Genomic DNA, 15,146 nt, shown 5'->3' on the forward strand with positions numbered 1-15,146 from the left:
TCCGACTTAATGTAGTGTGCCGCTGCCGGACGCCAGTTCGAGCAACCTGGCGAACGTGACATCCTGGTTGAGAAGCTCGCCGACAATCTGCCCGCGGTTAAACACCAGCGCCCGGTTGCAGATATGCGCCACCTCTTCCAGGTCATTGGAGATGACCAGAATGGCTACGCCGTTTTGCAGCGCCTGATTGAGCAGGTCGTAGATTTCCGCACGCGCGCCCACATCGACGCCCGCGGACGGGTCTTCCAGAATGAGCAGTGGGGCATTCAGTGAAAGCCAGCGCGCCATCACAACCTTTTGTTGGTTACCGCCTGACAGTGCGCTGATTTCAATGTTGATTTGCGCTGGCCGGACATCGAACTGGCGGATTTTCTCCCAGCTCATCGGCGCTTCGCTTTTTTCGTTATAGCGGGACAGTGGGGCGTGACCGTGTTTACACGGGTTCATAAATAAGTTTTCACGCACCATCATGCCCGGCATCAGACTTTCATGAAGGCGATCGCCTGCGACAAAAGAGACGCCCGCAGACATCGCCTCCCCTGGTGTTGTCGCCGTAAACGGCACGCCATTTAATGTTATTTGCCCGCTTTCCTGTGTACGGCAGGCAAACAGCAAACGTCCAATCTCTTCCTGCCCGGCACCGCGTAGACCGGCGAGCGCCACCATCTCACCGGCACGCAGCTCGAATGAAACGGGTCCGGTATCACCCACTTTGACGTTGTCCATCTTTAACAGCACCGGCGCATCCTTACCGGGTAAGGCCTGGCGCTGGTCGTCACGCAGACTTTCGCCAACAATCAGCTCGACCAGACCACGCAGGGTGTAGTGGTCGATATCACCACCGCCTGCATAGCAACCATCGCGCATGGCGCAAACGGAGTCGGCCATCTCCATCACCTCATCCAGACGGTGGGTGATATAAATCATGCCGACCTGTTTTTCCCGCAGGATGTTCATCACCCGGAACAGGTGGCGAACATCGTCCGCAGGAAGGGAAGCCGTCGGCTCATCGAGCACCAGCACCGAGGCATCTACTGCCACCGCGCGGGCTATTGCCAGCAGGGACTTTTCAGTACGGGAGAGGTCGAACACACGGTCATCCGGGTCAAGCTGAATGCCGATATCTTCCAGCGCTTTTTGCGCCTGGCGGCGTGTTGCCGCCCAGTCGATCAGCCCAAAGCGACGGGGAAACCCCATCACCAGCGCCATGTTTTCCGCGACAGTCATCCACTCCACCAGACCTAAGTCTTGATGGATAAAGGCGATAGGTTGTTCGTTGCCCTGGCGCAGCGCGGCGGCAGAATCCACCGGTTCACCGCGAAACAGGATTTCGCCGCCGTCGCGGGAATAGACGCCGGCCAGCACCTTAATCAGCGTGGATTTGCCCGCACCGTTCTCCCCCAGCAGTGCCACAACCTTGCCCGGATAGATATCCAGGCTGACGTTGTTGACCGCCACATTTCCCCCAAAGCGCTTAACGATATGGCGCATGGATAACAACGGAGATAACACTGCTGCTTCTGCCATTTAAGGTGACCTCCCACCGAGGGAAAGAGAACGTTGTGCAACCTGTAAATTTCACTATGCGAAATCTGATTTCAAATATAGCGATCATGATTTGACAAATCAATTGCTGGATATATTTTTGAAATGTAATAAAATCAATAAATTACAAAATTTCTGTTCAGATCGTGAAGTGAAACACACTTTGCGCTACCATCAGGTCGCCACAAAAAGGAGGCGGAAGCGATGAACACCAAAGAGAGTGAAAACACGCAGGAGAAAGAGAGGCCGGCAGGAAGCCAGAGCTTGTTTCGCGGTTTGATGTTGATAGAGATACTGAGCAATTACCCGAACGGTTGTCCGCTGGCGCATTTGTCCGAACTGGCGGGGCTGAATAAAAGTACCGTGCACCGATTACTGCAGGGGCTGCAATCCTGCGGCTACGTTACCCCCGCGCCCGCTGCCGGGAGCTACCGCTTAACCACAAAATTTATCGCCGTCGGCCAAAAAGCGCTGACGTCGCTGAATATCATCCACGTTGCCGCGCCGCATCTGGAAGCGCTGAACCTGGCGACCGGGGAAACCATCAATTTCTCCAGCCGCGAAGACGATCACGCCATCCTGATTTACAAACTGGAACCGACGACGGGCATGTTGCGTACGCGCGCCTATATTGGCCAGCATATGCCGCTGTACTGCTCGGCGATGGGGAAAATCTATATGGCCTTCGGACAGCCCGACTATGTGAAAGAGTACTGGGAGACGCATCAGGAGCAGATTCAACCGCTGACGCGTAATACCATTACCGGCCTGCCTGCGATGTATGATGAACTGGCGCAGATCCGTGAAACCAGTATGGCAATGGACCGGGAAGAGAATGAGCTGGGCGTCTCCTGTATTGCCGTACCGGTGTTTGATATTCATCATCGCGTGCCTTACGCCATCTCTATTTCGCTTTCTACATCACGCCTGAAACAGATTGGTGAGAAAAACCTGCTCAAACCGCTGCGCGATACGGCACAGGCTATCTCTAACGAGCTGGGATTTACGCTGCGCGTGTAGGCAGAAGGCCAGATGTGCTCGGGCAAATGAACGATTTACCCGCTTTCACCATCGGGATCAAAGCGAAGACGGTTCGTTCTCTGGCACTCTGAGCGGAATTTTTCTGTATCAGGGGTGTGGAGAATGAACCGTTTTATACTTGCGGATTCGACCAAATGTATCGGCTGTCGTACCTGTGAAGTCGCCTGTGTAGTCTCACACCAGCAGGATCAGGACTGCGCAGCGATCTCCCCGAAAACCTTCAGCGCGCGTATTCGCGTCATAAAAACCGGCACGTTTTCTACGGCGGTCACCTGTCGTCACTGCGAAGATGCCCCTTGTGCCAATGTTTGCCCGTCCGGGGCTATCAGTCGGGTCAATGGCGCGGTGTATGTGGAGCAGGCTTTGTGCATCGGTTGTAAGAGCTGCATGCTGGCCTGCCCGTTCGGCGCCATGCAAGTGACAATGGAAAAGGGCCAGGTAGAAGCGCAAAAATGCGATTTGTGTCTGCACCGCGAAGCCGGACCTGCCTGCGTGGAAGCCTGCCCGACTAACGCGCTATCCTGTGTTGATCCCATCAGGCTGCGACAAAACCGCCTCAACAGTTATTTAGCGTAACACATTGACGTTTCGGGTTAAGAGAGGCAGGCAGGTGAGCCCTCATCAGGAGGGCCGTGTTATCTGTTACGCGTGCTCGCGCCAGGCGATTTCAATTTCCTCGGCGAGGATTTTCACCCCGGCTTCGATTTTTTCCGGGTCTGGCACATAGTTCATGCGCATACACTGGTGCGTATGCGGCCATGGCTTATCAAGTCCCGGGAAGAAATAGTTGCCGGGAACCATTAACACGCCGCGCTTTTTCAGTCGCTGGTACAGCAGCTCGGTGGTGATCGGCAGGTCTTTAAACCACAACCAGAGGAATATCGCTCCTTCCGGCTTGTGAATCAGACAGCGTTCTTCCGGCAGGTAACGACGAATAATCGCGATCGTTTCCTGCACGCGCTGGTAGTAAAACGGCTTAATCACGGTTTCCGACAGGCGCAGCAGATCGTTACGCTTAATCATTTCACACATCATCGCCGGGCCAATACCGCCTGGTGCGAGACTGATAATGCCGTTCATATTTCGGATGGCGGAAATCACTTTGTCGTTGGCGATGATAATACCGCAACGACTTCCCGGCAGGCCCAGCTTCGACAGGCTCATGCAGAGAATAATATTCGGATTCCATAAAGGCCGGGCTTCGCTAAAAATAATGCCCGGGAAGGGGACGCCATAGGCGTTATCAATCACCAGCGGAATGCCGTGCTGATTGGCCAGGGCATCCAGTTTGATCAGCTCTTCATCGGTAATGACGTTCCCGGTTGGGTTGGTCGGGCGTGATACGCAGATCATCCCGGTCTCTTCACCGATATGCAGGTGTTCGAAATCAACATGGTATTTGAACTGGCCGTCCGGCAGCAGTTCGATGTTCGGGCGCGCGGAGACAAACAGATCTTCTTCCAGCCCGGAATCGGCATAGCCAATATACTCAGGCGCTAATGGAAACAGTACTTTACTGGTACTTCCGTCGGCACGGCGGCCAGCAAACAGATTGAATAAGTAGAAAAACGCGCTTTGGCTGCCGTTTGTCAGTGCAATATTTTGTGGTTCAATGTCCCAGCCCAGTTCATCGCGCAGCATGTTTGCCAGCGCCGTCAACAGCTCTGTCTTCCCTTGCGGACCATCGTAGTTACACAGCGCATCAGTCGCTTTACCGTTTTCGACCATTTCTGCCAGCAGGCTATGGAAGTAGTCGGTCATCGCCGGAATTTGCGCCGGATTACCGCCGCCAAGCATGATGGCGCCGGGAGTGCGCAGGCCATCGTTAAGGTCTTCCATCAGGCGGGTGATGCCTGCGTGACGGGTAAATTTGTCGCCGAAAAGTGAAAATGTCATAGCTGATGTTCTGTCGGGCCGATTTTAAAAATGGCTAACCATAGCGCTACATACCCTGCTGTGCAAATCGGATGAGATGGGGTGTGGTGACGTTTTATTTTGTTGATTTATGATTTGGTGGGATTTTATATTGTTGGGTGAGTCTGTCTGACCGCCGGGTTTGCGGCCTGTCCCGGATGCGGCGTAAACGCCTTATCCGGGCTACGACTGGCTGGCAATCAATGGCTTTGGTAGCCCCGGTAAGCGCGGCTCCACCGGGGAATGTCGCGGATGCGGCGCAAACGCCTTATCCGGGCTACGACTGGCGGGCAACCAATGGCTTTGGTAGCCCCGGTAAGCGCAGCGCCACCGGGGAATGTCCCGGATGCGGCGCAAACGCCTTATCCGGGCTACGACTGGTCTGGCAATCATTGGCTTTGGTGGCCCCGGTAAGCGCAGCGCCACCGGGGAATGTCCCGGATGCGGCGTAAACGCCTTATCCGGGCTACGACTGGCTGGCAATCAATGGCTTTGGTAGCCCCGGTAAGCGCAGCGCCACCGGGGAATATCCCGGATGCGGCGCAAACGCCTTATCCGGGCTACGACTGGCGGGCAATCAATGGCTTTGGTAGCCCCGGTAAGCGCAGCGCCACCGGGGAATGTCCCGGATGCGGCCCGGGAAGAGACTCAGTGATTCCCCGCCCAGACCACCATCACTTTGTCGCCGTTATGCTCGCGAACGAAGCCGTATCCTTGCGGCAGGCTAAGTGTTGTTTGCTTACCTGCGCCCAGGGCCGGGTGACGGGCGCGGAACTGTCCCAGCGTTTGCCAGTGTTGCAGGGTTTGCGCCGCCTTGCCGTTGATGTCCTGCCAGTTCATGTCTGAACGCGTTCCTTGTAGCGGGTCAGAGCCGGTCGGCCCGAAAGGCCGGCTGGTTTCATCGCCATAAAAAATCTGTACCGCCCCTGGTGCCAGTATCAGCAACTCTGCCGCTTCCTGCCCCCCCTCGCGAAACAGGCGGGTGTCATGAGATGAGAGGTAACTCAGCGCGTTGAACCCCTGCAGCTTCTCCGCCATCTGCTGCCAGACGAGATCCATATTAGCCAGACATTTCACCGCGCCTGCGGCCTGTTCCTGATAATCAAAATTGATCATCGCATCAAAGCCATGGTTGTAATAATCGCTGCGCATGACGCCGTGCCCCCAGGACTCTCCGGTCATCCAGAACGGCGCATCGTCGAGCTTTTTCTGCGGGTTCGCTTTTTTCCATTCGGCCAGCGCATCGGTGGCCTGGGTTTTAAGCTGCTGCCAGGCGGCAAGTTCGACATGTTTGGCGGTATCGACCCTGAAACCGTCGATGCCGTAATCACGCACCCACTGACTTAGCCAGTGGGTCAGATAATCCCGCGGCGTGTAACCGGGGATTTCACGTGCGGCGGTATCAGGTTTATGGCGATAAAAGTTCGGCAATCCTGACGGCGTGGTGGATTCAGTTTTTAAATCCGGCAGGAAGGCCAGCGACATGGTCAGGTCATCGAAGCCGGGGTTGTCGTAGTCGCCAATGTCGGTACGGATCCATTTTTTACCCCACCAGTTTTCCCAGGCGGCTTTGTCGCTGAAATTAATAAAGTCGTTAAAGCTGTGCCAGCTTTGCCCTGGTCCTGGTCGCCAGTCGGTCCAGCGATCGCCGAGCACTTTTTTGCGCTCTGCCCCCTCAACATAGAGCGCGCCGAACTGATACTCCTGCATATCCGCCAGCGTGGCGTAGCCCGTGTGGTTCATGACCACGTCAAAGAGGATGCGAATCCCGCGTTTGTGGGCTTCATCCACCAGGGTGTGCAAATCCGCTTCGCTGCCCATATTGGCGTCCAGACGGGTCCAGTCCTGCGTGTAGTAGCCATGGTAGGCGTAATGCGGAAAATCGCCTTTTGTTCCACCGCCCACCCAACCGTGGATCTGCTCAAGCGGTGAGCTAATCCACAGCGCGTTGACGCCGAGTTGTTGCAGGTAGTCCAGTTTGCTGGTGAGCCCTTTCAGATCGCCGCCGTGAAACGTGCCAATCTCCTGCATCCCATCTTTGTGGCGTCCGTAGCTGTTGTCGTTTGACGGATCGCCGTTGACGAAGCGGTCAGTCAGCACGAAATAGACCGTCGCGTTTTGCCAGCTAAAAGGGGCTGGAGCGGTGGTTTCGGCCCGTTCGAGCAGCAGCAGACCGCCGCTGCCATTAGCCGGTTGCAGCGTTATCTTGCCGTTTTGCACTATCGCCGTTTTCTGGCTGTAGAAATCGCGCACCATGGTCCCTTCCGGGAAGGTCTTGCTGACGTCGAGCGTCAGGGCTTTACCGTCCCAGATGGGGCACTGGCGCACCACGTTAACCGCCTGAGTTGCGGCTTCGCTTTTCACCGACAGCATCAGCGTTGGCGTGCCGGAGCGGGTATCGAGTTGAATCTGGTATTGCCCTTCACGGAAAACGCGCCACTGAGGGGCATCGCCAGTGCAGGGTTTCAGGGAGAGCATCTGGTTGAGTTTGATGTCGGCGGCAGGCTGCCAGCACTGCTGATCGTTGTGCAGGGTCAGCGGATACGCCCCTTTCTGCAATGTGCTGCTGCTGCGCCAGACCCCGGTGCCATCATCTGAAAAGGCAGAGAGACCAGGAGCCGACCAGTTGGCGCTGGCGAGGGCCGGTATAAGCAGGAGAAAAAGGGCACTGTATTTCATCTGAACCTTCCCGTGGCATCCGTTTTGACTATTGTGCCACTGGCGCAGCGCGGGCAACTCATCCTGTTCGGGTAATCGCCAGGGTGGAGAGCGCCGGGTGAGTGATCGTGCGCAAATTTTGCGCAGAATTTGCGATAACCGCCACAAATCTCTGCTGTTGTTTTCGTTACCTGACAGGTTTGAGATGACAGGCTTTCGGAATTGGATTATTTCTGTACGTGCCCTGAAGCGCTATTTTTGATATGATTTGAGATTCAGCTCTCAAAATTGTGTAAAAAATAAGGTGTTGGAATGTTTATATCCGACCAGGAGACTTAATGATATCGACTCCCTTACGACGAATAGGGGCTACGATACTCATGTTACTCACCGTGGCATTTTCAGGTGAGGTGCTTGCGCAGACGCACAGCAAAACAGCGAGTCACAAAGCCCCAATCTCAAAGACGACCGGTAAAAAACAGGCAATCAGTAAACAAGAGTATTCTCGCAATAGTGTAAATAGCAGTTCACTTCCTGACTTGCGAAAATACCCTTCCGGAGCACCAAGAAAGAAAGCGTTTCTCCGGACGGTCATGCCTTACATTACCAGTCAAAATGCAGCGATTACCGCTGACCGTAACTGGCTGATGACACGTCAATATAGCCAACAATGGTCGACGGCTGACCGTACACGCTTAAAGGATATCGCCAAACGCTACAAAGTGAGCTGGTCTGGCAATACCCGCCGTATTCCGTGGAATGCGTTGATGGAGCGCGTGGACATCATCCCGGACAGCATGGTCGCCACCATGGCAGCGGCAGAAAGCGGCTGGGGTACGTCGAAACTGGCGCGTACCAACAACAACCTCTTCGGTATGAAATGCGGGAAAGGCAGTTGTAAAAATGGCCCAGGCAAAGTGAAAGGGTATTCGCACTTTGAATCGGTGAAAGAGTCTGTGGACGCCTATGTGGTGAATCTGAACACCCACCCGGCTTATGCCTCTTTCCGCAAGTCGCGCGCACAGTTGCGTAAAGCGGACCAGGAAGTAACAGCCAGCAACATGATCCACAAGCTGAAGGGTTATTCCACCAAAGGCAAGAGTTACAACAACTATCTGTTTGCCATGTATCAGGATAACCAGCAGCTCATCGCCTCGCACATGTAATCGCATAAACGCCTTCCTGTCGGAAGGCGTTTTTCTTTTCTGAATACCACGTTAAATCAGTGTCTCACCGTAGCGTTCACGGTAATCCTTCGGCGTGCTGTCGTACTCTTTGCGAAACACCGAATAGAAATATTGCAGGGATGGGTAGCCGCACATCTGCGAAATTTCATTGATGGAAAGGGAGGTGGAAACCAACAGACTGCGTGCTTTTTCCAGTTTTTCGGCGTGGATCACCGCATGGATGGTTTCGCCCACTTCCTCTTTAAAGCGCTTTTCCAGATTCGAACGTGAAATCCCGACGGCATCCAACACCTGCTCTACCTTGATTCCCTTACAGGCGTGATTACGAATGTAATGCATCGCCTGAATGACCGCCGGGTCATTCAGGGAGCGGTAATCCGTTGAGCGCCGCGCCACCACGCGTACCGGTGGAACCAGCAGGCGCTGTAGCGGCATGGGTTCGTTGTCTAACAGGCGATGCAGCAGTTTCGCCGCCTGGTAGCCCATCTGTCGGGTCCCCTGGGCAACCGATGAGAGCGCCACGCGGGACAGGTAGCGGGTCAGCTCTTCATTGTCGATACCAATCACGCAGAGTTTCTCGGGTACCGGAATATGCAGATGGTCACACACCTGGAGCACATGGCGGGCGCGGGCGTCGGTCACGGCGATAATGCCCGTCTGCGGCGGCAGCGTTTGCAGCCAGTCTGCCAGCCGATTTTGTGCGTGCTGCCAGTTCTCCGGCGCGGTGGTGAGCCCCTGATAGACTACGCCGCGATATTTCTCCTGTGCGACCAACTGGCAAAAAGCATGCTCTCGCTCAACGGCCCAACGTTTACCACTGGAGGCGGGCAGACCATAAAAGGCAAAGCGGTGCACCCCTTTCTCTTTAAGATGCAGAAAGGCCTGCTCGACCAGGGCAAAGTTATCGGTAGCAATGTAATGCACCGGCGGGTAGTTTTCCGGCGCGTGATAGGAGCCGCCGACGCCGACAATCGGAACGTCAACATCGGCCAGCAGGCGCTCAATTTCAGGATCGTCATAGTCGGCAATGACGCCATCGCCAAGCCACTCTTTGATGTTTTCGATGCGGGTGCGGAAATCTTCTTCGATGAAAATATCCCACTCAGATTGTGACGCCTGCAAATATTCGCCAACCCCTTCAACCACCTGGCGGTCATAGGCTTTGTTGGCATTGAATAACAACGTAATGCGGTGGCGTTTCTCGAACATATCGGTTCCGTCGCTGGTTAATCATTAATTCTGATTATCATATTCGGCACACTACCGGAGAAAAATCTTCCGGCAGTGTGATCGCTCCTGGTTTACGCCCGACGTTTGGTGGCGGAATCCATCCACACCGCCAACAGCAAAATGGCCCCTTTAACGATGTACTGCCAGAATGTGGGCACATCCATCATGCTCATGCCGTTATCCAGTGACGCCATGATAAATGCCCCCATCACTGCCCCCGCCACGCTACCAATCCCACCTGCGAGGCTGGTGCCGCCGATAACGCAGGCGGCGATAGCGTCCAGTTCGGCAATATTACCCGCCGAGGGGGAACCCGCACCGAGACGTGAGCTGAGAATCAACCCGGCAATCGCTACCATCAAGCCGTTGATGGCGAATACCGCGAGCTTGGTGCGCTCCACATTGATCCCGGACAGGCGCGCCGCCTCAAGGTTACCCCCGATAGCATAGATGCGACGGCCAAACGCGGTGCGCGTGGCCATAAACATCCCCGCCAGCAGCAGAAAGACAAGCAGCAATACTGGCGTCGGGACACCGCGATAATCGTTAAGCAGCCAAATGGCGCCGAGTACCAGCACGGCGATGAGCGACTGGCGACCCACGACGGCGGTGGAGGCGGTGGTGGTCAGCCCCATCGCCTGGCGGCGCAGCCGTCCACGCCACTGCCACAGGATGAAGGCGACAAGCCCCAGCGCACCTACGCCGAAACCTACGCCATCAGGCAGATAGCTTTGCCCGATTTGCGACATGGCGGCGCTGGTGGGCGAGACGGTCGTGCCGTTGGTGATGCCTATCAACACACCGCGAAACGCCAGCATCCCCGCAAGGGTGACGATAAACGACGGCACTTTACGATAGGCGACCCACCAGCCATTCCAGGCACCCAACAGTAAACCCATTACCAGCGTGACCACAATGGTCAGCGGTAAAGGCCAGCCCAGCCAGACGTCGAAAATCGCCGCCGCACCGCCCAGCAGGCCCATCATCGAACCCACGGAGAGGTCGATTTCCGCTGAAATAATGACGAACACCATGCCTACCGCCAGGATGCCGGTGATGGCCGTCTGGCGCAGCAGGTTTGAGACATTACGTGCGCTCAGGTAAGCGCCGTCGGTCATCCAGGTAAAGAACATCATGATCACGGCGATGGCCGCAATCATAACAAAGACCTGTAGATTCAGGGACTTCAACCCTGTGAAGGCACCCGGTACCGGGGCGGATAGTTTCATTTCAGACGGGTTGCTTTTCGACATGATGTTCGCTCCTCAGCGCCGCTTCCATGACCTGCTCCTGGGTCAGTTGATGATTAATTAGGTCGGCTTTTAGCTTGCCTTCATGCATCACCAGTACCCGATCGCTGAGCCCCAGCACTTCGGGCAATTCGGAAGAGATGACAATAACGGCAATCCCCTGCTGTACCAGTTGATTGATTAATTTGTAAATTTCGTACTTCGCGCCGATATCAATCCCGCGCGTCGGTTCGTCGAGGATCAGAATGCGCGGGTTGAGCAGCAGGCAGCGGGCAAGAATGGCTTTTTGCTGATTCCCGCCGCTCAGGCGACCAATCGCCAGATCGGGGGAGGAGGTTTTCACTTTCAGACGTTGCAGCGACTGCAAAATGCAGTGCTGCTCTGCTGCATCGTCCAGGCTACTCAGTGTGCCGGAAAACTGGTCCAGCGCCGCGAGGGTAATATTTTTGCCGACGGCCATCACAGGGACGATGCCATCTTTTTTGCGGTCTTCCGGCACCATCGCGATACCGCTGGCGATGGCCTGCTGGCAGTTATGGATGTGTACCTGCTTGCCATCAAGGAAGATATTGCCTTCCCAGCGTCCCGGCCAGACGCCAAACAGGCACTGCACCGCTTCGGTACGTCCTGCCCCCACCAGCCCGGCAATACCCAAAATTTCGCCACGTTTAAGGGAGAAGGAGACGTCATTGACCCGTTTGATGTGCTTATTGACCGGGTGCCAGGCGGTTAAATGTTCGACGCGTAAGATCTCATCGCCGGTGGTGTGGGGTTCATTGGGGTAGAGAGCCGTGAGTTCGCGACCCACCATCATGGTGATGATGTCGTCTTCGCTCATGCCTGTGGCATCGCGTGTGCCGATATGCTGACCATCGCGGATCACGCAGATGATGTCAGAGATGGCCTTCACCTCGTTAAGTTTGTGCGAGATATAAATACAGGCGATCCCGTGGTTTTGCAGGTCGCGAATAATATCCAGCAAGACGGCCGTTTCTTGTTCGGTGAGCGAGGCGGTCGGTTCGTCAAGAATAAGCAGACGGACCTGTTTATTCAGCGCCTTGGCGATTTCTACCAGTTGCTGTTGCCCAAGCCCAAGATCGCCGACACGGGTATTAGGGGAAATCGTCAGACTGACCTGAGCGAGCAACTTTTCACAGCGCAGCGTCATGGTGTCGTAATCCATCACGCCATGATGGGTGATTTCGGTACCGAGAAAGATGTTTTCCAGTACTGTCAGATGCTTAACCAGCGCCAGCTCCTGATGAATTATCGCAATGCCTTTACGCTCGGTATCACGGATATGGCCGGCCTGCAGGGTTTCGCCAGCAAAGATAATTTCGCCGTCATAGGTGCCCCAGGGATAAATGCCGCACAGTACTTTCATCAGCGTGGATTTGCCGGAGCCATTTTCACCGCAAAGAGATAATACTTCGCCTGCATTGAGCCGCAGACTCACATTATCAATGGCCTTGACCGCGCCAAAGGCCTTGGTGATGTTCTTCATTTCAAGTAAATAAGGCATAACTGCTCCACGTAATTCGAGGTATTCACAGTGCCTGAAGACATGTTCCGGCGTGCCTCCTGTCGGGAGACACGCCGCGAGGCTTAGAGCTGATCTTTCTTATGGAACCCGTCTTTGATGACCGTGGCGTCGATGTTGTCTTTGGTGACTTCAATCGGCGTCAACAGACGGGCGGGGACATCTTTCAGACCGTTATTGAGGGAGGAATCCGCTTTCGGCTGTTTGCCATTACCGAGCTCAACGGCGATCTCTGCGGCAGTGTTAGCCAACTGGGTGATGGGTTTATAGACCGTCATAGTCTGGCTACCATTCATCAGGCGTTTAATCCCGGCGAGGTCGGCGTCCTGGCCTGAAATGACCACTTTGCCAGCCAGACCCTGGGCGCTAAGCGCCTGAATTGCACCGCCTGCGGTAGCATCGTTAGACGCCACGACAGCGTCGATTTTGTTGTTGTTCGCCGTGAGGGCGTTTTCCATGATTTTCAGCGCATTTTCAGGCAGCCAGCCGTCAACCCACTGATCGCCGACAATTTTAATTTTGCCGCTATCAATATAAGGTTTTAATACTTTCATCTGGCCTGCGCGGAATAATTTGGCGTTATTATCAACGGGCGAGCCACCCATCAAAAAGTAATTGCCCTGAGGCACTTTGCTGACCAGGCTTTGCGCCTGCAATTCACCAACCTTTTCATTATCGAAGGAAATATAAAAATCAATGTCGGCATTATTGATCATACGATCATAAGCCAACACTTTAATCCCTTCTTGTTTGGCTTCTTTTACAACATTACTTAATACCTGACCGTTGTAGGGAATAATAACCAGAACATCAACGCCGCGGTTGATCATATTTTCAATTTGCGACATCTGGGTTTCTTCATTACCGTTAGCCGACTGGACAAAAACCGTGGCACCCAGCGATTCGGCTTTTTTCACAAAAATATCACGGTCTTTCTGCCAGCGTTCGAGGCGTAAGTCATCAATCGCCATACCGATTTTTACTTCTTTTGCGTGACCGGCCATGCTGGCAAGCAGCAAAGAAGCACACAAAGTAAGGCAAAGGTTCTTTATCTTCATAATAGTAATACCTTTTTGTAGGGTGACGAAGCGAGATAAAAGAAACATGCACTGCGATGAACGTTGCAAATTCTTAACGCGTAAACGGTGGCTGGCAATTGCTGGTTTTTATCCCGGCGTTATGTTTTTTGGTTTATTTGTGGAATTTTGACCGTGATCTGATTTTAAAATAAGCGGAAACGGTTTTGCAGGTGGCAACAATTAACACAACGGTTCTCTTATGACTTATTTTGCGAGATGGCGCACATTTGCGCATTCTCTTAATGTCAGTGTGAAATAACGTAATTGAGCAAGGCGAGGAGAGAATCCAGTATTACCTGGAAAATGAATCTTTGCCGACACCTGATTATGGAGCTCATTATGCATGCTTATTTCGACCAGCTCGAACGTGTTCGTTATGAAGGCCCGAAAACAACCAATCCTTTAGCGTTTCGTCATTACAACCCGGACGAGTTAGTGCTGGGTAAGCGAATGGAAGATCACCTGCGCTTTGCCGCCTGCTACTGGCATACCTTCTGCTGGAACGGTGCTGACATGTTTGGTGTGGGTTCATTCGACAGACCATGGCAACAGCCGGGCGACGCGCTGGCGCTGGCAGAGCGCAAAGCGGATGTGGCGTTTGAGTTTTTCCACAAACTGAATGTGCCGTACTACTGCTTCCACGATGTCGATGTCTCGCCGGAAGGCGCCTCGCTAAAAGAGTACCTGAATAACTTTGCCCACATGGTGGATGTGCTGGCGCAAAAACAGCAGCAGAGCGGCGTGAAACTGCTGTGGGGTACCGCCAACTGCTTTACTAACCCGCGCTATGGTGCTGGCGCTGCCACTAACCCGGACCCAGAGGTGTTTAGCTGGGCGGCCACTCAGGTGGTGACCGCGATGAATGCAACTCACCAGTTGGGTGGCGAAAACTACGTGCTGTGGGGTGGACGTGAAGGGTATGAAACCCTGCTCAATACCGATCTGCGTCAGGAGCGCGAGCAGATTGGCCGCTTCATGCAGATGGTTGTCGAACACAAACATAAAATCGGCTTCCGCGGCACGCTGTTGATTGAACCAAAACCACAGGAACCGACGAAGCATCAATATGATTATGATGTGGCAACGGTGTACGGCTTCCTCAAACAGTTCGGCCTGGAAAAAGAGATTAAAGTGAACATCGAGGCGAACCACGCCACGCTTGCAGGCCACTCTTTCCACCATGAAATTGCCTCTGCTATCGCGCTGGGTATCTTCGGTTCGGTCGATGCCAACCGCGGTGACGCGCAACTGGGCTGGGATACGGACCAGTTCCCGAACAGCGTGGAAGAGAATGCGCTGGTGATGTATGAAATCATCAAAGCGGGCGGCTTTACCACCGGCGGTCTGAACTTTGACGCCAAAGTGCGTCGCCAGAGCACCGACAAATACGATCTGTTCTATGGCCATATTGGGGCAATGGACACCATGGCGCTGGCGCTGAAAGTGGCCGCGCGGATGAGTGAAGACGGCGAGCTGGATAAACGCGTCGCGAAACGCTATGCCGGCTGGAATGGTGAACTTGGCCAGCAAATTCTGCAGGGTCAGCTAACGCTTGCTGAACTGGCGAAGTACGCTGAACAGCAAAACCTGGCGCCACGCCATCAGAGCGGACATCAGGAACTGCTGGAAAATCTGGTTAACCATTACCTGTTCGACAAGTAACCGAGGCTGGCCTGTATTCGGGCCTGCACACCGACCCGGC

At 54.4% G+C, this 15,146-nt stretch carries 12 protein-coding genes; 5 read left to right on the forward strand and 7 right to left on the reverse strand.

Annotated features, from left to right (window positions below; all coding sequences use genetic code 11):
* Nucleotides 1-6: 6 nt before the first annotated feature.
* Nucleotides 7-1,527, reverse strand: coding sequence for a sugar ABC transporter ATP-binding protein (locus L2097_RS17905; RefSeq protein ID WP_250353414.1), 1,521 nt, complete (start codon nt 1,525-1,527; stop codon nt 7-9).
* A gap of 222 nt (nt 1,528-1,749) precedes the next feature.
* On the opposite strand from L2097_RS17905, the gene yiaJ reads away from it, so the two are divergent.
* Both yiaJ and L2097_RS17915 read left to right on the forward strand, forming a co-directional pair.
* On the forward strand, nt 1,750-2,565 hold the full coding sequence (yiaJ, locus tag L2097_RS17910) for an IclR family transcriptional regulator YiaJ (RefSeq protein ID WP_039080164.1): 816 nt from the start codon (nt 1,750-1,752) through the stop codon (nt 2,563-2,565).
* A 123-nt stretch (nt 2,566-2,688) separates the two neighbouring features.
* Nucleotides 2,689-3,162 (forward strand): 4Fe-4S dicluster domain-containing protein, encoded by a 474-nt coding sequence (locus tag L2097_RS17915; protein ID WP_250353415.1) that lies wholly within the window; start codon nt 2,689-2,691, stop codon nt 3,160-3,162.
* A gap of 66 nt (nt 3,163-3,228) precedes the next feature.
* On the opposite strand, the gene avtA is transcribed toward L2097_RS17915, so the two are convergent.
* Nucleotides 3,229-4,482, reverse strand: a complete 1,254-nt coding sequence (gene avtA / locus L2097_RS17920) for a valine--pyruvate transaminase (RefSeq protein WP_047372641.1) — start codon at nt 4,480-4,482, stop codon at nt 3,229-3,231.
* A gap of 221 nt (nt 4,483-4,703) precedes the next feature.
* Between avtA and L2097_RS17925 the strand changes: the two genes are divergently transcribed.
* Nucleotides 4,704-4,952, forward strand: coding sequence for a hypothetical protein (locus L2097_RS17925; RefSeq protein ID WP_250353416.1), 249 nt, complete (start codon nt 4,704-4,706; stop codon nt 4,950-4,952).
* Between the two features lie 196 nt (nt 4,953-5,148).
* Here L2097_RS17925 and L2097_RS17930 read toward each other — a convergent pair whose 3' ends face one another.
* The gene (locus L2097_RS17930; RefSeq protein WP_250353417.1) at nt 5,149-7,179 is read right to left on the reverse strand and encodes an alpha-amylase; all 2,031 of its coding nucleotides are present in this window, start codon (nt 7,177-7,179) and stop codon (nt 5,149-5,151) included.
* 317 nt (nt 7,180-7,496) lie between these two features.
* On the opposite strand from L2097_RS17930, the gene L2097_RS17935 reads away from it, so the two are divergent.
* Nucleotides 7,497-8,324, forward strand: a complete 828-nt coding sequence (locus L2097_RS17935) for a protein bax (RefSeq protein ID WP_047372644.1) — start codon at nt 7,497-7,499, stop codon at nt 8,322-8,324.
* A gap of 51 nt (nt 8,325-8,375) precedes the next feature.
* Here L2097_RS17935 and xylR read toward each other — a convergent pair whose 3' ends face one another.
* The 4 genes from xylR to xylF form a co-directional block, all read right to left on the reverse strand.
* Nucleotides 8,376-9,554, reverse strand: a complete 1,179-nt coding sequence (gene xylR, locus L2097_RS17940) for a D-xylose utilization transcriptional activator XylR (RefSeq protein WP_085005057.1) — start codon at nt 9,552-9,554, stop codon at nt 8,376-8,378.
* Between the two features lie 92 nt (nt 9,555-9,646).
* Nucleotides 9,647-10,828, reverse strand: a complete 1,182-nt coding sequence (gene xylH / locus L2097_RS17945; protein ID WP_250353418.1) for a xylose ABC transporter permease XylH — start codon at nt 10,826-10,828, stop codon at nt 9,647-9,649.
* Nucleotides 10,806-12,347 carry a xylose ABC transporter ATP-binding protein gene (locus tag L2097_RS17950; RefSeq protein ID WP_047372647.1) on the reverse strand — a complete coding sequence of 514 codons (1,542 nt, stop codon included), beginning with the start codon at nt 12,345-12,347 and terminating at the stop codon, nt 10,806-10,808. Before L2097_RS17950 ends, xylH begins: the two co-directional genes overlap by 23 nt.
* An 83-nt stretch (nt 12,348-12,430) precedes the next feature.
* Nucleotides 12,431-13,423, reverse strand: coding sequence for a D-xylose ABC transporter substrate-binding protein (gene xylF / locus L2097_RS17955; RefSeq protein WP_047372648.1), 993 nt, complete (start codon nt 13,421-13,423; stop codon nt 12,431-12,433).
* A 360-nt stretch (nt 13,424-13,783) separates the two neighbouring features.
* On the opposite strand from xylF, the gene xylA reads away from it, so the two are divergent.
* On the forward strand, nt 13,784-15,106 hold the full coding sequence (gene xylA, locus L2097_RS17960; RefSeq protein WP_039080173.1) for a xylose isomerase: 1,323 nt from the start codon (nt 13,784-13,786) through the stop codon (nt 15,104-15,106).
* Nucleotides 15,107-15,146 lie beyond the last annotated feature (40 nt).

It is taken from the genome of Citrobacter sp. MNAZ 1397, assembly GCF_023613995.1.
Classification (GTDB): domain Bacteria; phylum Pseudomonadota; class Gammaproteobacteria; order Enterobacterales; family Enterobacteriaceae; genus Phytobacter; species Phytobacter ursingii.

What these genes read in the sequence shown, in the direction of transcription:
- L2097_RS17905 (WP_250353414.1), bottom strand. Translation starts at nt 1,527, where the DNA reads ATGGCAGAAGCAGCAGTGTTATCTCCGTTGTTATCCATGCGCCATATC.
- yiaJ (WP_039080164.1), top strand. Translation starts at nt 1,750, where the DNA reads ATGAACACCAAAGAGAGTGAAAACACGCAGGAGAAAGAGAGGCCGGCA.
- L2097_RS17925 (WP_250353416.1), top strand. Translation starts at nt 4,704, where the DNA reads ATGGCTTTGGTAGCCCCGGTAAGCGCGGCTCCACCGGGGAATGTCGCG.
- xylH (WP_250353418.1), bottom strand. Translation starts at nt 10,828, where the DNA reads ATGTCGAAAAGCAACCCGTCTGAAATGAAACTATCCGCCCCGGTACCG.
- xylA (WP_039080173.1), top strand. Translation starts at nt 13,784, where the DNA reads ATGCATGCTTATTTCGACCAGCTCGAACGTGTTCGTTATGAAGGCCCG.
- avtA (WP_047372641.1), bottom strand. Translation starts at nt 4,482, where the DNA reads ATGACATTTTCACTTTTCGGCGACAAATTTACCCGTCACGCAGGCATC.
- L2097_RS17935 (WP_047372644.1), top strand. Translation starts at nt 7,497, where the DNA reads ATGATATCGACTCCCTTACGACGAATAGGGGCTACGATACTCATGTTA.
- L2097_RS17930 (WP_250353417.1), bottom strand. Translation starts at nt 7,179, where the DNA reads ATGAAATACAGTGCCCTTTTTCTCCTGCTTATACCGGCCCTCGCCAGC.
- xylF (WP_047372648.1), bottom strand. Translation starts at nt 13,423, where the DNA reads ATGAAGATAAAGAACCTTTGCCTTACTTTGTGTGCTTCTTTGCTGCTT.
- L2097_RS17950 (WP_047372647.1), bottom strand. Translation starts at nt 12,347, where the DNA reads ATGCCTTATTTACTTGAAATGAAGAACATCACCAAGGCCTTTGGCGCG.
- xylR (WP_085005057.1), bottom strand. Translation starts at nt 9,554, where the DNA reads ATGTTCGAGAAACGCCACCGCATTACGTTGTTATTCAATGCCAACAAA.
- L2097_RS17915 (WP_250353415.1), top strand. Translation starts at nt 2,689, where the DNA reads ATGAACCGTTTTATACTTGCGGATTCGACCAAATGTATCGGCTGTCGT.